Here is a 24,719-nt window from a genome sequence, read left to right as displayed (position 1 = left end):
GTTGAGTGTCGTCATTCCACAGGTCCTAGAGTTCGTAGCTCTTCAGGCGTCGCTGCACGACGGCGAAGTAGACGGCGGTGATGATGAGGATGAGGAAGAACACCACGGAGGCGACGGTGGCGCCGAGGTCGGGGTTGGCCACCTGCCCGCTGGATCCGAAGAAGGTGCGGTAGAAGAGCGTGCCGAGGATGTCGGTCGCGTAGTCGGGGCCGGGCGCCGATCCGTTCAGGGCGTAGACGATGTCGAAGCCGTTGAAGGTCCAGATGTAGGTGAGGATCGCAATGAGCCCGAACTGCGGCGCGATGAGGGGGAACTTCACCTTCCAGAAGGTGGTCCAGGCGTTCGCGCCGTCGAGCTTCGCCGCCTCGAGCACGTCGTCGGGGATGGCGATGAGGGCGGTGTAGAGGAAGATCATCGGGATGCCGACGTACTCCCACACCGACATGAGCGCGATGGTGGGCAGGGCCGTGTTCTCGTCCCCGAGCAGCGGGAACTGCACGATGCCCCAGAGCGGGTTGATGATGAGCCGCCAGACGAAGCCGACGATCACGACCGAGAGCGTGGCCGGGATGAACAGCAGCGTGCGGTAGACCCCGCGCGACCGGCGGAGGGTCGACGAGGTGAGCAGGGCCGCCATGAGCAGCCCGATCGGCAGTTCGACGATGAGGTGCACCGCGAAGAACTCGAAGTTGTTGACGAGGGCGTTCCAGAATCGCTCGCTCGTGGTGGGGTTCGTGAACAGGTAGACGTAGTTGTCGAACCCGACGAACACCGAGGTTGGGCCGGTGTCGGAGTCCATGAAGCTGAGCACGACCGAGGCGATCAGCGGGATCACGAGGAATCCGGCGTAGATGACGAAGGCGGGAGCGCTGAACAGGATCAGATTGCGATACGAGCGGGCGGTGCTCTTCATCTGACCTCTCATTTCTTGATAGCGGGGCGGGAGTCGGGAGTCGGATGCTGCCGAGGGCGGACGAAACGGCGCGCCGGGTGGTCGTGGAGGCCACCCGGCGCGCCGCAGACCCTACTGGGCGGGCTTGTACCAGGAGTCGAGGCCGGCCTGCAGTTCTGCGGTGGCGTCCTCGGCACTCAATCCTGAGTTGTACATGTTCTGCAAGGCGACCCAGATCTCGTCGTCGAGCGGCGGGGTGCCGGCGCTCAGGCGGTCGAGGGCCAGGCGGGGCGTGAGCTCCGCGTCGGTCTTCAGGTCGGCGAACTTCTGCGCCAGCGGGTCGTCGTAGGTGACGGCCTCGGTGCCCATGGCGAAGAAGCCGGGCAGCTTGTTCACGTAGAGGCTCTGGAACTCGTCGGTGGCGAGCCAGTCGAGGAACTCCTGCGCCGCTTCCTTGTGCGTCGACTTGGCGTTCATCCCGATGCCCTGGTCGGGCATCTCCTGCTGGTAGCGCTGGTCGCCCGCCTTGGCGACGGGTGCACCGAAGACGCCCACGTCGAGTCCGGTGGCGGTGGCGGCCGTGATGTCCCACGATCCGTCGGGGATGATCGCGGCCTTGCCGAGCGTGAACAGCTGCATCATGTCTTCGTAGGTGAGCGACTCGTAGCCTTCGGGGAGGTAGGGCTTGAGGTCGTCGAAGGCCTGGAAGGCGGCCACGAAGTCGGGATCGGTGAGCTTCTGGGTGCCGTCGATGAGGCCGAGCCGGCCGTCTTCGCCCTTCCAGTAGTTCGGGCCGAGGTTGTAGAGCACGTTGTAGGCGAGCTGCCAGCCGTCGGCCGAGCCGAGCGCGAGCGGGGTGTACTTGCCGCTGGCCTTGATCTTCTCGAGCGCGTCGATGAACTCGGCCTGGGTGGTGGGAACGTCGATGCCCAGCTCGTCGAAGATGGCGGTGTTGTAGTAGAAGCCGGCCAGAACGGATGCGATGGGCACGCAGAAGGGGTTGCCGTCGACATCCGTCCACGCGGCGAGCGCGGTCTCGTCGAACGACTTGACGGCGTCGGTGCCGGCGAGCGGCTCGAAGTAGCCGTCTTCGATCCAGGCGCGGTTGACGTCGAAGGGGCGGCACATGATGAGATCGGCGCCGGTGCCGCCCTCGATCTGCGACTGCATGGCCGCGTTGTAGTCGTCGGTGCCGACGGGTGCGTACTCGACGGTGATGCCGGGGTGCGAGGCCTCGAAGGCGGGGATGATCTCGTCTTCCCACATCGCGGTGTCTTCGGTTCGCCAGGTGGCGAGGGTGAGCGTGACGTCTTCGCCGCCGCCGTCGGTCGATGCCGGGGTGCCTCCGGATGAACATCCGGCCAGACCGACGAGGACAAGGCTTGCTGCGGCTGCGGTGATCGCTACGGGCGCGAATTTCGATCGCACGGCGCCTCCTTCATGTGAGTGGTTGTGAGTGCGGGGTTTCGCCAGCATATACATTCTGTTCATGAGGTTACAAGAGGTATCTTTGTAACGAACATGTTTCGGCAGATTGTCTTCCTATTGTTTCTAGAGGTATGGTCATCACCATGACACGAATTGGAATCCTCGGCTCGGGCTTCATCGCCGAGTGCTACGCGGATGCGCTCGGTGACGTGCGCAGTGCGGAGCTCGTCGCCAACTACTCCCGCACCGCTGAATCGGCCTCGCGCCTCGCCCAGCGCTGGTCGATCCCGCGCACGCACGATTCGATCGACGTGCTGTGCGCCGACCCCGAGGTCGAACTCGTCATCATCGCACTGCCGAACGAGCTGCACGTGGAGGCGGTGCGCGCGGCGGCGCGGCACGGCAAGGGTGTCATCTGCACCAAGCCGCTGGCGCGCACGGGCGCCGAGGCGGCGTCGATCCTCGAGATCGTGCGTTCGGCCGGCATCTGGCACGGCTACGCCGAGAGCTCGGTGTTCTCGCCCAACATCGCGAAGGCGCACGAGATGGTGGAGGCCGGCGGCATCGGGTCGGTTCTCACCATGCGCGCCCGCGAGGGCCACAGCGGCCCGCACGCCGCCCACTTCTGGGATGCTTCGACGGCGGGTGGTGGCGCCCTGCTCGACATGGGGTGCCACACCGTCGAATCGGCCCGGCACTTCTTCGGCAAGGACAACCCGGTGGTCGAGGTCATGGCCTGGGGCGCGACGCTCGTGCATGGCGACAAAACTACGGGCGAAGACACGGCGGTCGCCTGGCTGCGCTTCGCTGGCGGGCAACTCGCCACCATCGAGTCGTCGTGGATCGAGAAGGGCGGGATGTCGCTGCGCCACGAGTTCATCGGCTCGGGCGGGCGAATCGTCACCGACACCTCGCAGACCCCGGTGTACGGCTTCATCACCTCGCCCGTCGGCTACCTCGTGGAGAAGTCGGATGCCGACACCGGCTGGGTCTACCCGGTACCTGAGGAGACGCGGGCCTACGGGTTCTCGCAGCAGTTCCGGCACTTCGTCGAGTGCTTCGAGCAGGGCGTCGCCCCGTCGGAGACCTTCGACGACGGCGTGATCGTGAACACCATCATCGACGCCTGCTACCGCTCGATGCGCACCCGCCAGTGGGAGCCCGTGGCGCCCCCCGCCGCCGTCCTCGCCGCCGCAATTCAGCCCGCCACCGAAGGGATCGCCCTGTGACCACCGACCTCACCGCGATGCTCGCGAGCGAGCTGCGCACCGTTACCGCCGACGAGATCGAGGCCACCCGCGCCGTGCTCGTGCGCGAGGGGCTGCTCGGGCCCGACGGGCACGTCGCCTACCTCGGCCTGCAGGAGCCCGACAAGCGCGAACTACTCGCCGGCGCCCGGCCCGCGCGGCGCATCCGGGTCATGCTCGTCGACTTCGGCACGAGCCTCTCGACCGACGTCGTGGTGGTGCCGAGCGAAGACCGCGTCGAGTCGGTGCACGAACTCGACCCCGACACCGAGGGCCAGGCGCCCGTGGTGATCCCCGAATTTGCGCTGGTCGAAGAAGTCGTGCACCAGGACGAGCGCTGGCTCGCCGCCATGGCCAAGCGCGGCCTCACCGACCTCTCGCAGCTGCGCGTGAACCCGCTCTCGGCCGGCGTGCTCGGCGTCGATGAGGCGGGCCGCCGATTGCAGCGCTGCTTCACCTTCGTGCAGAAGACGCCGGATGATCTCGGCTGGGCGCATCCGGTCGACGGCGTCACCGTGATCGTCGACGTCGTGACCCGCGAGGTGCTCGACGTGATCGACTACGTCGATTTGCCCGTGCCCGAGGAGGACGGCAACTTCCACCTCCCCTCCTGGGTCGGCCTGCCGCCCCGTGAGGGCCTCAAGCCCATCGAGATCACCCAGCCGCAGGGCCCGAGCTTCACGATCGACGACGACGGCGTGATCGACTGGCTCGGCTGGCGGCTGCAGGTGGGTTTCGACCAGCGTGAGGGGCTCGTGCTGCACGACATCGGCATCCGCGACCCCGACACCGGTGAACAGCGGCCCGTGCTCTACCGCGCGTCGATCGCCGAGATGATGGTGCCCTACGGTGACCCGTCGCCTCAGCGTTGGTTCCAAAACTTCTTCGACTGCGGCGAGTACCTGCTCGGCGGCTTCGCCAACTCGCTCGAACTCGGCTGCGACTGCGTGGGCGACATCACCTACCTCGACGCCGTGATGGCGGGCGACGACGGGCATGCCCGGGTGGTGCCGCAGGCGATCTGCATCCATGAGGAAGACACGGGCATCCTCTGGAAGCACTTCGACAACTGGAACGGGTCGAGCGACTCCCGCCGCAACCGGCGACTCGTCATCTCCTTCTTCGTGACCGTGGGCAACTACGACTACGGCTTCTACTGGTACTTCGGGCTCGACGGCACCATCGAGCTCGAGGTCAAGGCCACGGGCGTCGTGTTCACCTCGGCCTACCCCGGTGCCGGCTATGCCTTCGCTTCCGAACTCGCCCCCGGGTTGGGCGCGCCTTACCACCAGCACCTCTTCAGCGCCCGGCTCGACACCATGATCGACGGGCTCGGCAACGCCGTCGACGAACTCGAGGCGGCGCTCGTGCCGCGCGGGCCGGCCAATCCGACGGGCACCGGATTCACGCAGACGGTCACCCGGCTGCGCACTGAGAGCGAGGGCGGGCGGCTGGCCGACAACACGCGCAATCGCGTGTGGCACGTCGTGAACCCGTCGGTGCAGAACCGCCTCGGCCGGCCCGTGGGCTGGGTGCTGCAACCGGAGGGCAAGCCGGTGTTGCTCGCGGATGCGGAATCCGACATCCACGCCCGCGCGACTTATGCCACCAAGCACCTCTGGGTCACGGCTTACGACCCTGCCGAGAACTACGCGGCCGGCGACTTCGTGAACATGCACCCGGGCGGAGCGGGCCTGCCGGCCTGGATCGCGGCCGACCGCTCGATCGACGACACCGACATCGTGCTCTGGCATACCTTCGGGCTCACCCACTTCCCGCGCATCGAGGACTGGCCGATCATGCCGGTCGACACCGCCGGGTTCACGTTCAAGCCGCACGATTTCTTCGGGCGCAATCCGACGCTCGACATCCCCGAGAGCGTGAGCGACCACTGCGCGCCGGGCCACCGGCACGGGTCGCACGACCACGCCGGCCACGACCACGCCGGGCACGACCACTCGGACGCCGACCACGACCGCACCGGCCCCGACCACGCGGGTCACGACCACGCCGGCCCCGACCACGCGGGTCACGACCACGCCGGCCCCGAGCACGCGGCCGCGGGCAACCCGGACGCCGAGCACGCCGGCCACGACCACACCGACCACCAGCACACCCCGCACCACCAGGATGGAGACCACGCGTGAAGGGTTACGTTCCTCTCGCCGAAGCGCGCCGCAACCAAGCCGGCCACCTCGAACCCGCGATCGCCCGTATCGCCGAGAGCGCCTTGGCGCTCCAGGATGCCGGTGCGCTGAGCGGCCCCGGGCCGATCTTCGTGGGCATCGGGGCGAGCCTGGCCGCGGCGGCCGCTCCGGTGTGGGTGCTGCGTAAGCGCGGCATCCATTCGTGGCGGCTCGGGGCCGGCGACCTCCCGCTTCCTTTCCCCGACAGCGCGCACCCGATCATCGGCATCTCGCAGAGCGGCAAGAGCTCCGAGACGCTGGCGGTGCTCGAGTCGGTGCCGCCGTCGCTGCGGCTCGCCGTAGTGAACAACGCGCCGTCGCCGATCGCTTCGGTGGTCTCGCGCTCGCTCGTGCTCGGAAACATCCCCGACAGCTACGCGTCGACCATCGGCTACACGGCCACGATCGTGGCGCTCGGCATGATCGCCGACCTGTGGGACGGCGGCACGCTCGGCGAGGACTGGTCGCGCCTGGCCGACGACTTCCGGGCGGTGGAGGCGCAGCTCGCCTCGCGCTCCATGAGCATCGCGGAGCGGTTCGCCACGGCGCCCTCAGCCGATTTCGTGGGGGCGGGCCCGGCGGTCGGCTCGGCCGAGGCCGGGGCGCTGCTCTTCCGCGAGGTCGCCCGAGTACACTCCACAGCGATGAGCACGCGCCAGTACCTGCACGGATCGATGGAGTCAGCCGGCGACGGCGTGCACGTCGTGCTCGGTGACGAGCGGGAGATCGTGCTGGCGCAGACGCTGAGTTCGGCCGGGCACCAGGTGGTGCTCGTGACGTCGCAGGATGTTCCGGAGACGCCGTCGCTCACCACGATCTCGCTCCCCCGGCGGCACGCGGCGCAGCGCGCGGTGCTCGAAGCCGTGGTGATGCAGGCGTTCGCGAACGACATGGCGGTGGTGCGCGGGATCGACGTGGAGGAGTTCGTGTTCCACAACGCCGACACGAAGGTGGAGACGGTGTCCGCGTCGGTTTCCGCCTCGGCGGACGGGCTCGGATGAGCCTCCTCGTCGGCATGGACATCGGCGGCACCAAGGCCGCGGTGCGCGTCGAGACGCTCGCGCGCGAGCTCGTCGCCGAGGTCGTGGTTCCGTCGCCCGACTGGGACGCGGAGCCGGTCGCCGACGGCGTCGACTGGATCGCCCGCACCCTCGAATCGGTGCTGCAGTCGCTGCCGGGCGGCGTGCTCGGCGACGCCTCGAGTTCGGCGGGCGCGCGCACCGCATCCGTCGCCGCGCTCGGGGTCGGAGCGCAGGGCCTCGACAACGCCGCCATCATGCTCGAGTACGGCGCCGCGCTCACCGCTCGCCTCGGCATCCCGACCGTCGCGGTGAACGACGCTGCGCTCATCGCGCCGGCTGCCGGGCTCGACCAGGTGATCGGTCTGATCGCGGGCACCGGCGCGATCGGCGTCGGCTGGTCGGCCGACGGCGAGTTCCTCGCGGCCGGCGGCTGGGGTTCGGTGATCGGCGACGACGCCGGTGCGGCCGGCATCGTGCGCGAGGCGACGAAGCGCGCCCTGCTGCGACACGACGACGGCTTCGACGACGACGGTCTGCTCGCCGCCCTGCTCGAGACCTTCGGCGTGACGGATGCCGAGCGCCTCGCCCGCGCGGTCAACGACGACCCGTCGACCGAGAACTGGGGTCCGCACGCGCCCGTGGTGTTCGAGGCGGCGCACGCCGGCTCGCTCGAGGCGCAGATCGTGATCGAGGGTGCGGCGCAGCACCTGGCCCGCCTGGTGCGGCAGCTCGTCGCGCACGGGGCGGTGGGCTCCGACGTGGTGGCGGCCGGTTCGGTGATCTCGGCCCAGCCTCTGCTATTCGACCGGATGTCGGACCTCGTCACCGCGGCCCACCACCGCCTGCACGTGCGCCTGCTCGACCGCCCGCCGGTCGCGGGTGCCACCGAGCTGGCGGCCCGCCTCGTCGGCGCCCCGGCCTCGGCCCCCACGCCCGCTCCCGGCCAGAGCACCGACTCGCTTGCTCTGGCCGGCGCCCTCGCGGATGCGGAACCCTCGCCCACTCCCGGCCAGAGCACCGACTCACCTGCCGTGGCCTCCGCCCCCGCGGATGCGGAACCCTCGCCCGCTCCCGGCCAGGCTGCGGACTCGTCGTCCGAGTCCGCCCCGACGGCGGCGCCTCCGCTCACGGCCTGAGGCGCAACACATCGATGTCCGGCATCCCGCTCCTCGCACCCGGTCGCGGGCTGCACCCCGACGTTTCCCTCGTCTCCCGGGCGCGCCGAACGGTAGGGATGGCGCCCACGGGCTGGGGTGGATGGGCAGCCCACGGCGTGATGGTTGCGGGCATGGTGGCCGTGGTCATCGCGCCGGGCACCATGCTGCCCGTGGCCGTCGGATTGCTGGTCACAGCGACCACGCTCGCCCGGTCGGCGCGCGCACAGGTCTGGGCGCGCCAGGCGATCGTCGACCTCTGGGCGATGGCCTTCCTCACGGTGAGTGCCGTGGCGTCCGCGAGCCACGGCGCGGGGCCCGCGCCAGCATCCGCGTCCGCCCCGACATCGCACCATGCCGGGGCGCCCACCACTGCGTTCGAGTTCCTGCTGAGCCCGGTCGTCGTACTCGCCGCGTGGATGCTCGCACGCACGATCCTGGTGGTGGTCGCTCGCCGCGCCGGCAGCATCCGCCACTCCCTCCTCACCGCCGCGGCGGCCGCAGCCCAACTGCTCGTCATGCTCACCCTGCACTGAGCCCGACCAGGCTCCCGCCCGCACGCGCGACTCGAGAGCCCGCGGGGTAGCCCAAAGCGGCACCCCGACGGTCGCCACCGCCCACTTCGCGCTACCCGGCCGCAAGCGGAACCCCGCCGGGTCGCTCAAAGTGTCGCCCAAAATGCCATGCACCCCGCACTTCGCGTTGCCCGGCGGCCTGCACGGCTGCATGGGCAGGCGCGTCGCGTACCCGGCGGGCTCACGCGCCCAGCGGGACGGCCTCAACGCCAGAAGGCGGCGAGGGCGGGGGCGAGCGCGCGGCCCTGCTCGAAGCCGGCGCGGGCCGCGGCGGGGCGGGTCGCGAGATCCATCATGTTTCCGCCGAAGGCCGCGAGCGAAGCGTCGTCGGGCAGAATGCACGAGACGGCACTTCCGCCGGCCCTCAGCTCCTCGATCTGTGCCTCGAGCTGCGCGCCCCACTCGAGCGGCAGCATCGTGCGACCGCCGAGCGGCGAGAGCACGAGCACCCGGCCGGACCCCGCCGCCAGATCGGCGTTCTCACTCGACCGCCGGTATCCCCCGTCGATGTACCGCCGGTCGCCGACGCGGTACGCGAAGCCGCCCGCGCAACTCGCCGCGACCGCATCCACCAGGTCGACCCCGCTCGAACCGTCGAACACGACCGGCTCGCCGGTGTGCGCATCCACGGCGGTGATCCGGATCGCCCGCGACGGCCACTGCTGCTCCGGCAGCCGCGAAGCGACCGTCGCCCTCCAGCGCGCGTGCTCCGAGCCGTCGGATGTCGCATCCTTCGCCAGCGCCGCCGCACCCTGTCGGCGCCGCATGTCCTCGACGTCCGCGGATGCGGCGATGATCTCGGTCATGCGCCTCAGCTGGTCGTCAGGCGTGCCGACGAAGCCGCGCGAGCCGTTCGCGGCGACCGGCGTTCGCGCCGGAGGGACGGGCGCCGAGAGGATCTCGGCATACAGCTGGCCGGGCCCGGCGCAGGAGATCTGCGCGGCAGCCGTCGACCCGGCCGAGGTGCCGATCGTAAGGTCGGCGTCGGTGACGTCGAGACCGGCATCCGCGAGCCCGGCGATGACGCCGATCAGCCAGGCATTGCCGGCCGATCCGCCACCGCCGAGCACCAGAGCGCGGTCACGCGACGACGGTTCGGGCAGGGAGGAAGAAGGAGTTGCGTTCATGAGAGTGCCTTTCGCGTTGCGAGAAGGGCACTCCCGGCGGCGACGAAATCAGCCGCGCGCGATCGTGCACGGCGAGGGAGCACCCATTACGGATACTGCGTTCATGGGTCTCACCTCCAGCCGGTCTTTCACGATCGCGAGAACGTTAGCACGCCCGCCCTCAGGCCTGCCAGACCGTCTTCGCGTTCGTGAACTCCCGGATGCCGAACGCCGACAGCTCGCGCCCGTACCCCGAATCCTTCACGCCCCCGAACGGCACGGCCGGGAAGGATGCCGTCAGCCCGTTCACGAAAACACCCCCGAAGTCGAGTTCGCGGCTCAGGCGCTCAATCTCGCCGGCATCCTGAGTCCAGACGCTCGACGAGAGCCCGAAGTCGGAGTCGTTCGATCGCGCGATCGCCTCGTCGAGCGAGTCGACCCGGTAGAGGCACGCGACCGGCCCGAAGCACTCCTCGCGGAAGATGCGCATCTCGGGCGTGACATCGGTCAGCACGGTCGCCGGGTAGAACCAGCCGGGCCCATCCGGCACAGAACCGCCGGTGAGCACGGTCGCACCCTTTGCCACGGCGTCGTCGACGAGTTCCTGCACGTCGTCGCGCCCACGTGAGGTGGCGAGCGGCCCGAACGTGGTGGCCTCGTCGCGCGGGTCGCCGGTGACGGTCGCCGCCATGCCGTCGACGAACGCCGACGCGAACTCGTGGTAGACATCCGTGTGCACGTAGTAGCGCTTCGAGGCGATGCACGACTGCCCCGAGTTCTGCACACGGGCGTTCACGCCGAACGTCGCAGCGCGCTGCACGTCGGCTGAGGGCAGCACCACGAACACGTCGGTTCCGCCGAGCTCGAGCACGGTCTTCTTCACGTTGCGCCCCGCGGCTTCGGCGACGGATGCGCCGGCGGCGACCGATCCGGTGAGCGTGGCGGCACGGATGCGTCGGTCGTCGAGCAGCGGCGCCACGGCTGCGCCCTCGATGAGCAGCGTCTGGAAGGCGCCCTTCGGGAACCCACCGCGCGCGAACAGCTCGCCCAGGTAGAGCGCACTCTGCGGCACGTTCGACGCGTGCTTCAGCAGGCCCGTGTTGCCGGCCATCAGCGCGGGCGCGGCGAAGCGGATGCACTGCCAGAGCGGGTAGTTCCACGGCATCACCGCGAGCACCACGCCGATCGGGTCGAACCGCACCGCGAGCTCCGACGCGTTGACGGCCCCGGCCTCGACTGGGTGCTCGGGCGCGAGGTAGCGCTCGGCGTTGTCGGCGAAGAAGCGCATCCCGGTCGCCGATTTGAGGGTCTCGTAGCGGGCCTGGCCGAGGGTCTTGCCCATCTCGGTGGTGATGAGGTCGGAAACGGCGTCGACCTCGGACTCCAGGATGCCCGCGGCCGCGCGCATCCACTCGGCCCGTTGCGCGATGGTCGTCGAAGCGAGCTCGAGGTAGGCGGCGTGGGCGGCGGCGATGCGCTCCTCGACCTCGGCGGCCGTGTGCGGCGCGAACTCCTTGAGGGTCTCGCCGGTGGTGGGGTCGACGGTTGCGATGGTCATCTGGGGTCCTCACTTCATCGTGCTGTCTGCGCGGAAACCGCTTACCGAGTGGTCTCAGACCAGACTATGCCTTACGATACAAACCTTCAATGCCTCGCCAGACCATATAAACCACTGCGTGTGACTCGCGCGAACGCGGCGTCGCGCAGGACCGCACCTTCTCCAGCGACATCCGCAGTGGGAGGATCAAGGCATGTCGATGCCGCCTCGCCTCTCAGTCGTCACCGTCGGATCTCGCGACCTGCCGAAGATGCGCCGCTTCTACACGGCACTCGGGTGGCAAGAGGTGAGGGGCAGCGACGACGACTGGGCTGCGTACCTCATCGGTGGCGTGCTGTTCGCGCTGTATCCCGTCGAGCTCCTGGCTGAAGAAGCATCCGCAGATGCTGCGCCGACCGGCTGGTCGGGAGTCACTCTCGCCTGCAACGTCGACTCCGCGGCCGACGTCGACGCGGCGTTCGAAGCGGCCGTGCGCGCCGGCGCCACCGCGTTGGCCGAGCCGTCCACCCGTGAATGGGGCGGCCGATCCGGCTACATCGCCGACCCCGAAGGCAACCGCTGGGAGATCGCCTGGGCATCGACCGCCCGGTTCGACGCCCGCGGCGCTCTCACCGGCTTTGGCGCGTAAGGGCGCCACGTCAGGCACAGGCAGACCACACGACCCACGTCTCGTGGTTCGGGGCGACGCATCCGACGATGCCCCATGATGAAGTCGTGGCCGTCTTCTTCGAGTGCGTGACCGAGTCGGGCAAGTCTGCGGCCGAGATGTTCGACCTGGCCCGCAGTATCGACGTGCACACCGAGTCGCAGGCGGGCGCAGCCGAGCGGGCGGTAGGCGGGGTGACGGCGGGACTGATCGGGCTCGGCGAGGAAGTCACGTGGCGGGCTCGGCACTTCGGTCTGCCGTTCTCGCTGACCAGCCGGGTCACCGAGTTCGATCCGCCCCGGCGCTTCGTCGACGAACAGACGCGGGGCCCCTTCAAGACGTTCCGCCACGAGCACGTGTTCGAGTCGACACCCGCGGGTTCGGTGATGATCGACCGCGTTCGCTTCGTCGCCCCGGTCGGGCCTCTCGGGCGCCTGGCGGAGAAGCTCGTGCTCGAGCGCTATCTACGGCGTCTGATCCGCGAGCGCGGTCGCTTTCTGGCCGCGGTCTAGTGAGGCGGCGGCCTCAGGCTCGCCGTCACCCCACCAGGCCCTTCACCAGCGCGATGACGAGGCAGATCGCTCCCAGGAGCACAACCCCGCCTCCCTGCAGGCGCGCGTAGCGAACGTCGGCCGGTGTCGCTACGCGCGAGCCGGGCCATCCGCGCGCCCGCATTCGGGCGAAGAACCTCGGAAAGACGACCATCAGTGTGCCGAGGACGACGAAAGAGATGCCGAAGAAGATCAGAAGCCCAGGGTTGTACTCCACCGCTCCCCCGTACAGCCCCACCATCATGCTCGGAGTGTATCGGCGCGCGCTCGTTCGAGGCGCCCACCGCGGCGTCCCTAGACTCGTGTGCATGATCGACGACGTGGGGCTCGCGTACTCGCGGCGAGCCGCCGAGTACATCGAGTTGTTCGGCGAAGTCGGCGCCGCGCATCCGACCGACCGGTACCTCATCGAGACCTGGGCCGACACGTTCGAGGGGCCGGTGATCGACGCCGGATGCGGGCCGGGCCACTGGACGGATCACTTGGCGAGGCGCGGACTCGATGCCCGCGGTGTCGACCAGGTGCCCGAGTTCATCGACCGCGCGCGCAACGCCTACCCCGGAGTGCCGTTCACGCTCGGTAGCTTGAACGCTCTCGAGGTCGAGAGCGGGTCGGTCGGCGGGGTGCTCTCGTGGTACTCCCTCATCCACCACGAGCCGAGCACGATCGGGATGCCGCTGCGCGAGTTCAGTCGCGTGCTGCGGCCGGGCGGCGGGGTGCTGATCGGCTTCCTCGAGGGGCCCGTGGTGGAGGAGTACGCGCACGCCGTCGCCCCCGCCTACCTGTGGTCGGTGGACGCGCTCGGCGAGGAGCTATGGGCGGCCGGCTTCGAGGTGATCGAGTCGCACGTGCGCAAGAGCGCCGGCGAGCGTTCTCAAGGGGCGATCATCGCCCGAGTGGCGACCGGAGCCGCCCACGCCGATCGGTAATGGCGGGGTCGCGCTCATCTCCGACGCATCCTGACTTGGATGCCGCCCTCACGGGCTCGCCTGACCCGCGTGCGCGACGAGCGTCTCGCGCGTCGCCGGGAGACGTCTAGCCGCAGCGGCGCCGCTAAGCGCGCGGGCCGGCCATCCTCACTCAGCCTCGACGAAACAGCCGCTTCCGCCGCCGGTAGAACGGCGGCACGTCACGCAGATAGTGGTCGGCACCCGGCTCCGCGAACATCACGTCGACCGGGCTCGCCGTCGAGTACGCCACGAGACTCCGCGCCAGGTCGGCCCCGAGCATCTCGCGAGCGGATGCGCTACCGACGATCACGAGCAGGTAGCTCTCGTCGACCGAGTCTTCCCGCGGGGTGACCGTCCAGCCGAGCCGGGCCTCTTCGACCTCGGGCCGCTTCAGGAACAGGGCGCTGAGCGCCTCGATCATGCCGGGAGGCACCCGCGCCGGCCGCCCCACGAGAACACGGGTGTCGGCCTCCACCACACGAGGGGTGAGCCTGGCCGCTCCATCGAGCTGCTGCGCGATCTCGCCCGGCAGAAACTCTTTGCCGAATGCGGAGTGCGGGTTGAGCACGAGAGTGGCCCCGCGGGTCATCTCCCAGAAGGCACGGCACGGCAGGGTGATGAAGTTCCGGTCGAAGTCGGGCACCGCCAGAATCGTCTCGTTGAGCCGCTCCTCCGAGGTGTAGAAGGGCTGAACAGCGTGACCATCCCGCCCGAGCAGGTTGGGCAGATTGACCATACCTTCGCCCGACGCGCTTCCCGGCACGAACACCGTGCTCTGCAGCAGCGCGGTCACGAACGCCGGCCGCACCGTCGCATCCTTCGACGCCGCCGCCAGCAGCGCCTCGACATCGACGGGTTCAGAAGCATCGGCCACGCTGCCAGCGTAGCTCCGGGCCCGGGCCGCCGCTTCACGTCGCGGTCGAGCCTGACGATCCCGGGTCGTCATCCGATGATGAACTCGCCGATCACCGTCTTGCCATCGGATTCGTACACCGGGATGCTGTACTTCTTGCCCGCCGTGGCCTCCTGCCACTCCCGGGCATCATCCACACTGGTAAAGCCCCCCATCGCGGTCGTGCCGTCGACGAACTCCGCCTCTGTCCTCCGGATGTATCCCCGCTGGCCGTTGGTCGCGGTGGCCGACATCAGGTCCGCCTCGCCGGCGCCCTCCTTGTAGTTGCCGTAGGTCTCGCCGGCTTCGTTGACGCCCCAGGCCGTCTCGATCTCCTTCACCCACTGCAGGGTGAAGAGGGAGACGGCCCCTGGGTCGGAGTCGATGTACAGGGTCATGCCCTCTTCGACGGGGTAGCCCCCGTACAGCAACGCCGGACCGGCTCCGAGCATCCTGTCGGCCCTGCCCGCGATGTCCTCGGCCGAGCACGAACTCGATCCGTTGTTGCCCCCGGCATCCACCCCGATTCGCACCGTGCCGGGTGTGACGCAGGTGTACGAGACCTTCAGATTCGTGGCTCCCTCGGGCGGTGTCAGCGGCACGACGGCAGTCCACCCGGAATCCGCGGGAGCGGGATAGGGGGATGACCCGTCGGCGTCGACCTGGAAGGTCTCACTCGACCCGACGAGCGAGACGATCGGCGTGCCGGGTGACATGCCCTCGGGTGCGGGCACGCCCGACAGCCCCGCGGAGACGTTCACGGGCGGCACACTGTTCTCGCCCCTCACGGCATCCCGGTCGAACGACGCGGAAGCGGCGGTCACAGCTCCCCCGGCCAGAGCGCCCGCCAAGGCGAACACGGCCAGGCCGAGCCACGGCGAACGTCGCCGGCGCGGAGAGGTGGACACGGTCTCGACCAGTAGCTGCCGGAAAGCCGCGCGCCGCCCTGGGTCGAATTCAGGAATGCTCATGCGGGTGTCTCCTCGAACTCGATCTCGTCGCGACGCCCGATGGCGTCGCTCGTCAGCAGCTTCCTGGCTCGATGACGGGCACGCACCAGTCGCGCCTTGGCGGCGTCGTAGCCGATGCCGAGAACAGCTGAGCTCTCGGTCAGCGAGAGACCCTCGACCGCGGTGAGGATGAGGATCTGCCGGTCTGCCGGTCGCAGGCCTTGCAGCGCCGCCGAGATCCGCCGCTCCCGTTGGAGGGCGACGATGTTGTCGAGAGCCTCCTCGCCGGAGTCGGGCACGGCTTGATCCGGCGGCATCTTCGCGAGCAGATTGTGGTGCCGGCGCCGACTCCGGGAGGCGTTGCGCGACACGTTCGCGGTGGTCACGAGAAGCCACGGCAGCAGCGAGTCGTCGACCAACCGCACTTTCGCGCGGAGCCGCCACAGCTCGAGGAACACCGTCGCCACGATGTCCTCCGCGTCATGCGTCGACGGCGCGTCGCGAAGGGCCGCTCTGAACAGCCGTCTCTCGTGCCGGTCGAAGATCACGGCCACTGCCTCGCCGTCGCCCTCGAGACCGCGCGACCAGAGCGCCGCATCCGTCTCGTCCCCAGAATCCATGCTCACACCCAGGTATGTCCGGCAGTCGCGAAACGGGGACAGGTGGGTTCAGGTCGCGGAGCCGACCGCGCCCACCCCACGGAGGGAGCCCGTGGTCTGGGCCGCCGGGTTCTGCAGCCAGCACGACAGGGCACGATCGCCGGCGTCCCACGATCCCTCCGAGGGGTAGACGGTCTGCAGGGTGTAGCCCGACTGGTCCCAGGCCACGCCGAGGAACTCCGAGACCGACGGTGTGCACTGGGCGGCCGCGGCATCCGACAACCAGGATGCGCCCGGGTAGTCGGGGCCCGACCCCGCCTCGTCGACGGCGCCCACGAAGACGACCTCCGCGTCGTGCGCCTGCTCGCACGGGACGACGTCGGGTGGGGTGAACTGCTGGTCGCCGTCGCCCGTCGCCGACACTCCCAGCAGGCACGAGCCGACCGGGATCGCGGGGTCGAAGGTGGCCGGGGCCTCGACCGCGGATGCCGCGCCACCGCCCGATCCCGCTGATCCCGCCAGGCCGCCGCTGCCCGGGCCGATGCCTCCCCCGTAGCCGTTCGCGGTGAGGAGCGCGAGGATGGCGAGCGACGTGACGACGATTCCGATCGGCGCGAAGAGAGTGGCCAGGCGCGCTCCTGCGGTGCGACCGCGCAGCAACCCGATCAAGGTCGGCAGTGCGCCGAGCGCGGCGAGGAACAGGCTGAGCGCCGCGCTCCACGCGACGGCGGCCGCGACATCCGGGTCGCTGAGGTAGCTGCCGGTCAGCCACGCCCAGAAGCCGGGTTCACCCAGGCCGCCGAACATCGGCTCGCCGGGTGCGTAGAGCCCGCTGGCGTCGAACAGCATCGAGGCGGCGACGCAGAGCAGGATCGTGGCGAACGAGACGACCGAGATGGCGACCGCGCCCCGGGTCGACACGTGCCCTTTCGCCCCGTAGCGGAAGAGGGCCGCAGCGCCGAAGGCGGTGCCGAACGCGACGATGCTCGAGACCCATCCCGACTGCCAGATGATCAGCCACACCGGCACCGCCACCGGCACGACCAGCAGCGAGTAGGCCAGTCCTCGCCCGAAATACCGGTCATCTTCGCGACGGCGCCCCTGACCGGATGCGCTCCATCCGTAATTTCCGCTCGACACCGTTGCCACCCCGCCCATGACCCCCGACCGCGCAGTCCCGGTCGCCCGGACGACACTCTATCGACACTTGTCGCCTTGCTGGCGACGCGGGTGATCCTCGCCTTCCGACCTGCTCTACCGTGGATGCATGCCTGAAGTGCGTCTGCGCGGATACCTCGTCTGCACGAGCCCAGACGAGGCTCGGATCGTGGCCGAGAACCTGCCGACGCACGTCACCCTCACGCGGGCCGAACCCGGCTGCCTCTCCTTCGAGGTCACGCCCACCGGCGATCCGCTGGTCTGGCGGGTCGACGAGCTGTTCCGAGACGACGGCGCGTTCGCGGCCCACCAATCCCGCACGGCTGCGAGCCCATGGGCCCGCGCCACGGCCCGCATCGAACGCCGCTACGCCGTCGACGGGCCCGACGCGCCGGATGCCGAGTCGCGCGCATGACGAGGTCGACGGTATTCGGGGTGGCGGTGTCACTGACCGTCGTGGCGGGTGTCGGCCTTGCGCTCTTGCTCCTCTTCTTGCTCTACAGCAACGGCTACGAATGCCCGACGACGGGCTCAGGCGCATCCGCCGTGAGCGCCGAGAACGCGACCACGAGCTGGTGGCCGGTCAGGATGCTCTGCACGAGCAACGGCGAAGCGGCCGCCCTTACGCCATCGGACTGGGGGCTGACGAGCATGCTCGCACTCGGTCTGGCTGCCGGTGTCGCAGCGATTCCGTTTTGGGTGAGGTGGGCGCGAGGGCGCTGACTGCGAGGCGACACTTTCGCCGCCGCGGGGGCTCAGCCGCCGAGGATGGCCGGGATGAGGGCGAGCACTGTGATTGCCGAGTAGGCGATCCAGACCAGCGGCGACAGCACCCAGCTGAGCACGATGAGGCGCCACCGTCCGGTGGCCGTGGCGACTGCATACCGCTCGAGCGCGATCACTCGGCGCCCGTACAGCTGCGGGATGTTCGCGCCGATCGTGAACACGGCGCCGGCCACGACCGGGCCGCCGAACAGGAAGACGGGCGCCGTCATGTCGGAGCCCGAGCCGCCGGCGATGAGGATGCCTGACGCGCCGAGAATGAGGAGCAGCACGACCGCGAGCACGAGAGACGCGCGCTGCGAGAACAGTTCGAAATGCACCACCTGCCGTTCCCGCTCCTCCGTGGGCCCGGGAGTGGGCGGCGTCGGAGCGATCCGCAGATGCCCGACCACCGCCACCACGAGAGCGACGACCGTGTACGGCACGCCGATGATCGCGAGCGCATAGCCGACATAGGCCAGCACGAACAGTCCGGGGGTGAGTGCGGCCAGTAGCGTCAGCCCGAGAACGAGCACCACGACGGCCGCCGCCGTGCCGAGCAGTCGCGCCGTTCCGCGCCGTCGCGGGTTGGCCTGACTCGACGTCTCCCCCTGCTCCGCCGTGTCGTCAATGCTGCTGTCCGTCATCCACCCCTCCACTCCCACCCTAAGTCGAGACAGCCTCACGCAGCGAGGCGTGACGCCCCTACTTCAACGCGGGGGCCCGTGCATCCATCTCTCGTGCATCGACGATCATGGCCACTCCCCGCGTTCGCCTTCGAGGTAACCGAGCGTCGGCGCGACATAGACGTCATCCCAGAAGCCCCCCTCCCGGTGCGTAGGGTCGTCGCGGAACAGGGACGGGTTGCTTCGTGGATACTGATTCCTGCGGCGCACCGCGCAAGGGGCGCCAGCGACGATTTCGTCCGGATTGGAGCTGCGATGTCGACCTCACCCCGCGCGACCAAGCTCACCGCACGATGGCGGGCGACGGTGTTCGGCGTCATGGCGCTCGCGCTCGCGCTCGCGGGCGGAGCATCCGGTTGCAGCGCCGAGACGGATGCTGCGCCGGGCCTCGAGCGCCCGCCCGCAATCTCCTCGACTCCGGAACCCACACCCTCCGCCTATCCGCAGCCGATACACATCTCCGCCACCGCACCCACGCCGATCGTCGATCGCCGCACCGTCGGCGCCTCCGATCCGGGAACTGCTGAGCAGCTCTACGCCATCAACGACACAATCACGTTCGACTACCCCTCGAACCTGGTGCAATCCGCCTGGCGAGACGATGAGATGCCGCACGCGCAGATCATTCTGCAGGGACAGATTCCGGATGCCCTCTGGGCTCTTCTCGAGAACGCCCCACTCCGGCTCGAAGTCGCGCTCCACCAGGGCCCGACCCTGGACGAATCCAATGCGGTACTGAGCGCAATGATTGATGCCGTTCGGGCTACCGGCCCGGGCGCGACTGCGGGTGGCAGCTACGACCCTTTGACGGGTGTCTACGAATTCACCTACAGCGCTCCCGAGCCGATCGACCCCGCTGTCTTCGCCGCTCTCACCGGTGGGGCGGCCATCGACCTCTGGTATGCCGGCAGCGAGCCGACGGCAGAGGCTTTGTAGCGCGCCCGATCGGCGACGGGGCGGCAGTCCAGCCTGCTGCCCCGTCGCCGTTGCCGTTGCCGTTGCCGAAGCGGCGAGCCTACTTCGAGTCGGCGGTGGCCGACGCCAGCGCGTCGACGAGCGAGTCGAGACCCCAAGGCAGCGACAGCGCGGTGGGCGGCGAGACCGCCGAGACGTATGACGTGCCCACGACCTGCGCGATGTGCCCGGCGGCGACCGCGGGAATGACGGATGTCTGCGGCGCGGTCAAGAACGCATCCGCTTCGTCCTGTGTGTTCGAGTAGCTCAGCAGCACGTCGGAGTCGAGCTTGTCGAGCTGCTCGTAGCTCAGTGTGTAGTAGAAGGTGGCGTCGCCGTTGGCGAGCTCGTCGACCGCCGGAGCGTTCACGAAGCCGAGGTCGAGCAGGAACTCCACCCGCGGGTCGGCCTTCTTGTAGACGTAGAACGTGCCCGCGGTGTCCCACACGGCGGCGATGGTCTTGCCCTTGAACTCCGGATGCGCGGCGGCGGCATCCGCGAGCTGGGCGTCGATGCCGTCGAGCAGCTCCTGCGCCTGGTCGGACTTGCCGAGGGCCTTGCCGACCGTGGTCACGACGTCGCGCCACGGGGTGCTCCACGCCACGTCGGGGTAGACGACGGTCGGGGCGATCTGCGACAGCGTCTCGTACTGCTCCTCGGTGACGCCGGAGTAGACGGCGAGGATGACGTCGGGGTCGGCCGCAGCGATCGCCTCGTAGGGCGGCTCGTCGGGCGAGTCGGGCAGCACGGTGGGCGTCTCGGCGCCGGCCTTCTCGAGCGCGTCGGCCACCCACGGCAGCACGCCGTTCTCGTCGCCCGCGTAGCCGTCGAACGGGATGGCGACGGGGATCGTGCCCAGCGCGATCGCCGCATCCGTGCTCCCCCAGCCGAGCGTCACGACCCGCTGCGGGTCGGCCGGAACGGTGGTCTCGCCGAAGGCGTGCTCGATGGTGACGGGCTGACCGTCGCCGGCTGCGGCGGTGGAGGTGGATTCGGCGTTGATGCTTCCGGCGCATCCGGCCAGCACGAGGGCGGTGGCGACGGTGGATGCGACGAGAGCGGCCAGCTTCAGGCGTCGGGGCATGGATGTTCTCCTGCGAGTCGGGGCTGTGGCTGCGACAGTGCGTCGCGCGGTAAGGATTGCCTTACCTAACCACCCTAACGCATCCGCTCCCCCCGATTTCAGCCCCGACCGTGGAACCGTCCCATCGGCACGACCATTGGGGAGCCGCTGACGGGGTCGTCGATGACGAGCGACTCGAGGCCGAACGCCTGCTTGACAAGAGCGGCCGAGATGACGCTCTCGGGCGCCCCTTCGGCCACGATCCGCCCTTCCGACATCACCACGAGGTGGTCGGCGTAGCGGGCGGCGAGGTTGAGGTCGTGCAGCACCATCACGACGGTGGTGCCGCGCTCTTGGTTGAGTTCTTGCAGCAGGTCGAGCACCTCGATCTGGTGGGTGACGTCGAGGAAGGTGGTGGGTTCGTCGAGCAGAAGGATGTCGGTCTGCTGCGCGAGGGCCATGGCGATCCAGACGCGCTGGCGCTGTCCGCCCGAGAGTTCTTCGATGTGGCGGGCGGCGAGGTCGTCGGTGCCGGTCGAGCGGAGCGCCTCGGCGACGGCTTCGTCGTCTTGTGCCGTCCATTGCCGGAAGAGCCCTTGGCGCGGGAAGCGCCCGCGCCCCACGAGGTCGGCGACCGTGATGCCCTCGGGCGCGATCGGCTGCTGGGGCAAGAGCCCGAGCACGGTGGCGAGCTGCTTGCTCGGGTACTTGTGCACATCCGTGCCGTCGAGGGATGCGACGCCCTCCTCGGGCCGCATCAACCGCGCGAGCGCCCGCAGCAGCGTCGACTTGCCACACGCGTTCGGCCCGACGATGACGGTGACGCGCCCGTCCGGCACCACGAGGTCGAGCCCCTCGACGACCCGCCGCCCCTCATACCCGAGCGCGAGCCCCTCGGCCCGCAGTTCATGCGAGGTCATGCGGCTTCTCTCCTTCGGTCGATTTCATCGCAGCAGGCGAGCCGGATGCGCGCGGTCGCGCTGGTCCTCTCACCGCCCGCTCGGTCAGATCCAGGGGAAACGGGCTCACACGGCCCCCTTCGTTCGGTTGCCCCGCGCCAGCAGGAGGAGCAACACGGGCGCCCCGATGATGCCCGTCACGATGCCCACCGGCACCTGCAGCCCGGGGAAGGCGTGCTGCGCCACGATGTCGGCACCCGTCACCACGACGGCCCCCACCAGCGCACTCGTGACGAGCGCCGGCCCCGTCCCCCCGAGCAGCCGCCGCGCGATCGGCGCCGACACGAATGCAACGAACGCCACGGGCCCCGCCGCCGCAGTCGCGACCGCCGCGAACCCGACACCCACGAGGGTGAGGAGGAGCCGGGTGCGGGTGACGCGCACCCCGAGTCCGGTGGCAGCTTCGTCGCCGAGTTGGAGCATCCGGAGCCGCGGTGCGAGAACAGCGAGCGCCACGGAGAGCACGAGCGCCCCGACGGCGGTCACGATGAGTTCGGCGGGCTGCACGGTGCCGATGCTGCCGACGAGCCACACCAGGGCCGATTGCGCGTCGCGCACGTCGGCGCGGGTGAGCAGGTAGCCGATGAGGGCCTGGGCGAGAAAGGCGAGGGCGATGCCGATGAGCACGAAGCGGGAGCCGGCGGCCCCGGATCGTCCCGAACTCCCGACGGGCCCGAAGCCACCCGCGAGCAGAGTGATCGCCGCGGCGACGATCACAGCGCCCCCGAAGGCGGCGAACGAGACGGAGATGCCGCTCCATCCGAGAAGTAGTATGGCGCCGACCGCCGCGCCGCTGGCCCCCTGTGAGATGCCGATGATGTCGGGGCTCGCGAGCGGGTTGCGCAGCAGGCTCTGGAACACCGCACCGGCGAGCCCGAAGCAGGCCCCGATGAGCAGTGCGAGGGTGAGACGCGGAAGACGGAGGCCTTGCACGACGAAGCGGTCGCCGCCCGATCCCTGGCCGAACACGGCGGCCAGAACGTCGCCGGGCGCCACGATCCGGTCGCCGAGCATGAGCGCCAGAACGGCGAGCACCACGAGAACGGCGACGAGCACCCCGCTCACGACGAGCACGCGTCGGTGGGATGCGCGACGCACGGCACCGAGCATCCGGATGTCGGAATCGAGAACACCCACCGCACCCGAGCCGGCGCTCCCCTGCTCGCCGACCGAGCGCATCCGCCCGCCGCCCGCGCCGCTCACCGCACCACCGCGCGATCCCGCCGCACCAGCACGATCAGCACCGGCGCCCCGATGATGGCCACCACGATGCCCGCCTCGAGCTCCGACGGCTGCGCGATCAGCCGACCAACGGTGTCGGCGAGCACGAGCAGGATGGCGCCGAGCGGGATGGAGTAGGCGAGAATCCACCGGTAGTCGGGCCCCACGATGCGGCGGGCGATGTGGGAGACGACGAGTCCGACGAAGACGAGAGGTCCGGCGAGGGAGGTGGCCGATCCGCAGAGCAGGATGATGGCGATCCCGGCCACCACGCGGGTGAGGCCGACGCGCTGACCGAGGCCGCGGGCGACGTCGTCGCCGAGGGCGAGTCCGTTGAGGCTGCGGCCAAGGAGCAGCGCCAGGATCGCGCCCACGATGAGGAAGGGCAGGAGCGGCGGAACGGTGCCGAGATCGCGGGCGACGAGCGAGCCGACCGACCAGAACCGGTACTGCGCGAGAGTGTCGAGGTCGCGCAGCAGCACAAGGGTGATGACGCTCGTGAGCACGGCGGTGACGGCGGCGCCCGCGAGCGTGAGGGAGAACGGCGTAGGTCCGTTGCGGCCGGAGGCGACGGCGTAGACGATCACGGCGGCGAGCGCGGCGCCGATGAATGCGAACCACACGTATCCGCTGGGTGCGCCGATGCCGAACACGGCGATGGCCACCACCACGGCGAGGGAGGCGCCGGCGTTGACGCCGAGCAGTCCTGGATCGGCGAGCGGATTGCGCGTCAGCCCCTGCATGAGCGCTCCGGCGAGTCCGAGGGCGGCGCCGGCGACGAGACCGATCACGGTGCGGGGCACGCGCAGGTCGAGCACGACCATCTGTTCGGTGGCGTCGGCACTGTGGCCGCTGAGGGCGGCGATGACGGCGCTGAGGTCGATCGCACGCGACCCAAGGAAGAGGCTCGCCCCCACCGCGAGCAGCACCACCACGAACAGGGCGACGAGCCCGAGAATGCGCCCGAGCCGCCGCCGCACGAGCGCGCGACCGGCCGCGGGTGCGGATGCAGGCGCGGAGCCCGCGGGTCCCGCGCCCGTCGCCGGCGCGGCGCGCGTCACTGCGCTTCGGCCTTGCCGCGTCGCCAGTAGCCCATGAAGGCCACGCGGTGCCGGTCGACCCCCACCTCGGTGACGAGCAGCCGTCGCATCGCTTTGATGCACGCCGACTCCCCCGCGAGCCACGCATAGAAGTTGGTCGACGGATGCTCGGCGTCGGGCACCGGCGAGTCCCACAGCAGCTCCACGTCGACGTCGATGTCGGCGAGCTCCTGCTCTTCGGCGGCGAGCGCCGGTGCGATCCGGTCGCGGTGTTCCGCGACCCACGCGCGAACGGCGTCTTGCAGGTCGGGGCTCCCGGATGCGCGGGCCAGCCACGTGACGGACACGTCGGCATCCGTGTCGATCGGCTGTGCGTCGCTCGGATGCGGCACTTCGATGAACGCGTGCGCCCGGGTGCCGTGCGGGAGCGATTCGAGGATGCTGCAGATGGCGGGCGCGGCGGTCTCGTCGCCGGCGAGCAGGTAGTCGATGGCGTCGCCGGGATGCCAGTCGAGGCCGAGCCGGTAGTCGACGCTGAGGTCGTCGGGGCCGACGATGACGATCTCGTCGCCTTCTTTGGCTCCCGCCAGCCAGTTGGCGGCCGGGCCTGCGGGCGCGTCGTGCCCTTCATCGTGCACGACGAAGTCGACGTCGAGCTCGCGTTCGGCCTGCCGGATGGCGCGCACGGTGTACGTGCGGAACGGGTTGCGTTCGGTCTCGTCGAGCTCGCGCCACCGCTGATACCAGGTGCCGGCGGCGAGCACTTCGGGGTCGAACCATCCGCACTCGCCGTACCCGCCGTCGGGGTGCGGGAGCACGACCTTGATGCGCTGGTCGAGCCCGGCGGTGCCGAACGTCCCGAACTCCTCGCCGGTGAACGTGACCCGTTTGAAGCTAGGGCCCACCTGCACGATCCGCGCCACTGTGGCGCGGTAGGGCCGGTACGAGGGTCGCTCGTCGCGCACGGTCTCGGAGCTCGCAGCATAGGTAAGCATTACCTAAGTATGCCAGCAGTCTTGCTTCGCGCATTCTTGCCCACCAAGCTCCGGCCAAGTAGTACCAGTTGAGTGTAGAAATGCGTTGTCGGGTCACTCGGCCGGACTGGTCCGCGCCCCTCCCC

26 protein-coding genes are annotated in these 24,719 nt (G+C 69.7%); 10 read left to right on the top strand and 16 right to left on the bottom strand.

Annotated features, from left to right (window positions below; all coding sequences use genetic code 11):
• Positions 1–25: 25 nt before the first annotated feature.
• Both ACFJGU_RS15790 and ACFJGU_RS15785 read right to left on the bottom strand, forming a co-directional pair.
• A complete protein-coding gene (locus ACFJGU_RS15790; protein WP_374856906.1) occupies positions 26–913 on the bottom strand; it encodes a carbohydrate ABC transporter permease in 888 nt (295 codons plus the stop codon).
• A 111-nt stretch (positions 914–1,024) separates the two neighbouring features.
• Positions 1,025–2,320: an ABC transporter substrate-binding protein gene (locus tag ACFJGU_RS15785; protein WP_382304555.1), complete on the bottom strand. Its 1,296-nt coding sequence runs from the start codon at positions 2,318–2,320 to the stop codon at positions 1,025–1,027.
• A gap of 143 nt (positions 2,321–2,463) precedes the next feature.
• Here ACFJGU_RS15785 and ACFJGU_RS15780 point away from each other — a divergent pair, with 143 nt between their 5' ends.
• Genes ACFJGU_RS15780 through ACFJGU_RS15760 form a run of 5 tightly spaced genes read left to right on the top strand, consistent with a single transcriptional unit; the run spans position 2,464 to position 8,465 of the window.
• On the top strand, positions 2,464–3,549 hold the full coding sequence (locus ACFJGU_RS15780) for a Gfo/Idh/MocA family protein (RefSeq protein ID WP_382304553.1): 1,086 nt from the start codon (positions 2,464–2,466) through the stop codon (positions 3,547–3,549).
• Positions 3,550–3,566: 17 nt separating this feature from the next.
• Positions 3,567–5,714: a primary-amine oxidase gene (locus tag ACFJGU_RS15775; protein ID WP_382310397.1), complete on the top strand. Its 2,148-nt coding sequence runs from the start codon at positions 3,567–3,569 to the stop codon at positions 5,712–5,714.
• Complete coding sequence (locus ACFJGU_RS15770) at positions 5,711–6,754, top strand: SIS domain-containing protein (RefSeq protein ID WP_382304551.1); 1,044 nt, start codon at positions 5,711–5,713, stop codon at positions 6,752–6,754. Before ACFJGU_RS15775 ends, ACFJGU_RS15770 begins: the two co-directional genes overlap by 4 nt.
• The gene (locus tag ACFJGU_RS15765) at positions 6,751–7,911 is read left to right on the top strand and encodes an N-acetylglucosamine kinase (protein ID WP_382304549.1); all 1,161 of its coding nucleotides are present in this window, start codon (positions 6,751–6,753) and stop codon (positions 7,909–7,911) included. The genes ACFJGU_RS15770 and ACFJGU_RS15765 overlap by 4 nt, the downstream gene beginning before the upstream one ends.
• A 14-nt stretch (positions 7,912–7,925) precedes the next feature.
• Complete coding sequence (locus ACFJGU_RS15760) at positions 7,926–8,465, top strand: hypothetical protein (RefSeq protein WP_382304547.1); 540 nt, start codon at positions 7,926–7,928, stop codon at positions 8,463–8,465.
• Positions 8,466–8,707: 242 nt separating this feature from the next.
• Here ACFJGU_RS15760 and ACFJGU_RS15755 read toward each other — a convergent pair whose 3' ends face one another.
• On the bottom strand, positions 8,708–9,631 hold the full coding sequence (locus ACFJGU_RS15755; protein WP_382304546.1) for a patatin-like phospholipase family protein: 924 nt from the start codon (positions 9,629–9,631) through the stop codon (positions 8,708–8,710).
• 160 nt (positions 9,632–9,791) lie between these two features.
• On the bottom strand, positions 9,792–11,168 hold the full coding sequence (gene aldh / locus ACFJGU_RS15750) for an aldehyde dehydrogenase AldH (protein WP_382304544.1): 1,377 nt from the start codon (positions 11,166–11,168) through the stop codon (positions 9,792–9,794).
• Between the two features lie 193 nt (positions 11,169–11,361).
• Here aldh and ACFJGU_RS15745 point away from each other — a divergent pair, with 193 nt between their 5' ends.
• The gene (locus ACFJGU_RS15745) at positions 11,362–11,796 is read left to right on the top strand and encodes a VOC family protein (protein ID WP_382304542.1); all 435 of its coding nucleotides are present in this window, start codon (positions 11,362–11,364) and stop codon (positions 11,794–11,796) included.
• A 68-nt stretch (positions 11,797–11,864) separates the two neighbouring features.
• On the top strand, positions 11,865–12,326 hold the full coding sequence (locus ACFJGU_RS15740; RefSeq protein WP_382304540.1) for an SRPBCC family protein: 462 nt from the start codon (positions 11,865–11,867) through the stop codon (positions 12,324–12,326).
• A gap of 25 nt (positions 12,327–12,351) precedes the next feature.
• Here the strand turns inward: ACFJGU_RS15740 and ACFJGU_RS15735 are convergent, their stop codons facing one another.
• Positions 12,352–12,609 (bottom strand): hypothetical protein, encoded by a 258-nt coding sequence (locus tag ACFJGU_RS15735; RefSeq protein ID WP_382304538.1) that lies wholly within the window; start codon positions 12,607–12,609, stop codon positions 12,352–12,354.
• Positions 12,610–12,673: 64 nt separating this feature from the next.
• On the opposite strand from ACFJGU_RS15735, the gene ACFJGU_RS15730 reads away from it, so the two are divergent.
• Positions 12,674–13,294 (top strand): class I SAM-dependent methyltransferase, encoded by a 621-nt coding sequence (locus ACFJGU_RS15730; protein WP_382304536.1) that lies wholly within the window; start codon positions 12,674–12,676, stop codon positions 13,292–13,294.
• Positions 13,295–13,445: 151 nt separating this feature from the next.
• On the opposite strand, the gene ACFJGU_RS15725 is transcribed toward ACFJGU_RS15730, so the two are convergent.
• The 4 genes from ACFJGU_RS15725 to ACFJGU_RS15710 all read right to left on the bottom strand — a co-directional run bounded on the left by ACFJGU_RS15725 (position 13,446) and on the right by ACFJGU_RS15710 (position 16,896).
• On the bottom strand, positions 13,446–14,189 hold the full coding sequence (locus ACFJGU_RS15725; protein ID WP_382304534.1) for an enhanced serine sensitivity protein SseB C-terminal domain-containing protein: 744 nt from the start codon (positions 14,187–14,189) through the stop codon (positions 13,446–13,448).
• A 68-nt stretch (positions 14,190–14,257) separates the two neighbouring features.
• A complete protein-coding gene (locus tag ACFJGU_RS15720; protein ID WP_382304532.1) occupies positions 14,258–15,178 on the bottom strand; it encodes a hypothetical protein in 921 nt (306 codons plus the stop codon).
• Entirely contained in the window at positions 15,175–15,777 is a 603-nt protein-coding gene (locus ACFJGU_RS15715) for an RNA polymerase sigma factor (RefSeq protein WP_382304530.1), read from the bottom strand. Before ACFJGU_RS15715 ends, ACFJGU_RS15720 begins: the two co-directional genes overlap by 4 nt.
• Before the next feature lie 48 nt (positions 15,778–15,825).
• Positions 15,826–16,896, bottom strand: a complete 1,071-nt coding sequence (locus ACFJGU_RS15710; RefSeq protein WP_382304528.1) for a septum formation family protein — start codon at positions 16,894–16,896, stop codon at positions 15,826–15,828.
• Between the two features lie 127 nt (positions 16,897–17,023).
• On the opposite strand from ACFJGU_RS15710, the gene ACFJGU_RS15705 reads away from it, so the two are divergent.
• Entirely contained in the window at positions 17,024–17,329 is a 306-nt protein-coding gene (locus tag ACFJGU_RS15705) for a putative quinol monooxygenase (RefSeq protein WP_382304526.1), read from the top strand.
• A gap of 94 nt (positions 17,330–17,423) precedes the next feature.
• Here ACFJGU_RS15705 and ACFJGU_RS15700 read toward each other — a convergent pair whose 3' ends face one another.
• On the bottom strand, positions 17,424–17,567 hold the full coding sequence (locus tag ACFJGU_RS15700; RefSeq protein ID WP_382304524.1) for a hypothetical protein: 144 nt from the start codon (positions 17,565–17,567) through the stop codon (positions 17,424–17,426).
• A gap of 102 nt (positions 17,568–17,669) precedes the next feature.
• The gene (locus ACFJGU_RS15695; RefSeq protein WP_382304522.1) at positions 17,670–18,323 is read right to left on the bottom strand and encodes a hypothetical protein; all 654 of its coding nucleotides are present in this window, start codon (positions 18,321–18,323) and stop codon (positions 17,670–17,672) included.
• 294 nt (positions 18,324–18,617) lie between these two features.
• Between ACFJGU_RS15695 and ACFJGU_RS15690 the strand changes: the two genes are divergently transcribed.
• Positions 18,618–19,298, top strand: coding sequence for a hypothetical protein (locus ACFJGU_RS15690; protein ID WP_382304521.1), 681 nt, complete (start codon positions 18,618–18,620; stop codon positions 19,296–19,298).
• A gap of 79 nt (positions 19,299–19,377) precedes the next feature.
• On the opposite strand, the gene ACFJGU_RS15685 is transcribed toward ACFJGU_RS15690, so the two are convergent.
• The 5 genes from ACFJGU_RS15685 to ACFJGU_RS15665 all read right to left on the bottom strand — a co-directional run bounded on the left by ACFJGU_RS15685 (position 19,378) and on the right by ACFJGU_RS15665 (position 24,594).
• Positions 19,378–20,400 carry an iron-siderophore ABC transporter substrate-binding protein gene (locus ACFJGU_RS15685; RefSeq protein WP_382304519.1) on the bottom strand — a complete coding sequence of 341 codons (1,023 nt, stop codon included), beginning with the start codon at positions 20,398–20,400 and terminating at the stop codon, positions 19,378–19,380.
• Positions 20,401–20,498: 98 nt separating this feature from the next.
• Entirely contained in the window at positions 20,499–21,299 is an 801-nt protein-coding gene (locus tag ACFJGU_RS15680) for an ABC transporter ATP-binding protein (RefSeq protein ID WP_382304518.1), read from the bottom strand.
• 105 nt (positions 21,300–21,404) lie between these two features.
• Positions 21,405–22,541 carry a FecCD family ABC transporter permease gene (locus ACFJGU_RS15675; RefSeq protein WP_382304516.1) on the bottom strand — a complete coding sequence of 379 codons (1,137 nt, stop codon included), beginning with the start codon at positions 22,539–22,541 and terminating at the stop codon, positions 21,405–21,407.
• On the bottom strand, positions 22,538–23,620 hold the full coding sequence (locus tag ACFJGU_RS15670) for a FecCD family ABC transporter permease (RefSeq protein ID WP_382304514.1): 1,083 nt from the start codon (positions 23,618–23,620) through the stop codon (positions 22,538–22,540). The genes ACFJGU_RS15675 and ACFJGU_RS15670 overlap by 4 nt, the downstream gene beginning before the upstream one ends.
• The gene (locus tag ACFJGU_RS15665; protein WP_382304512.1) at positions 23,617–24,594 is read right to left on the bottom strand and encodes a siderophore-interacting protein; all 978 of its coding nucleotides are present in this window, start codon (positions 24,592–24,594) and stop codon (positions 23,617–23,619) included. Before ACFJGU_RS15665 ends, ACFJGU_RS15670 begins: the two co-directional genes overlap by 4 nt.
• Positions 24,595–24,719 lie beyond the last annotated feature (125 nt).

It is taken from the genome of Herbiconiux sp. UC225_62 (assembly GCF_042694625.1).
Lineage (GTDB): Bacteria > Actinomycetota > Actinomycetes > Actinomycetales > Microbacteriaceae > Herbiconiux.
This window is presented reverse-complemented; position numbering and strand designations above follow the sequence as displayed.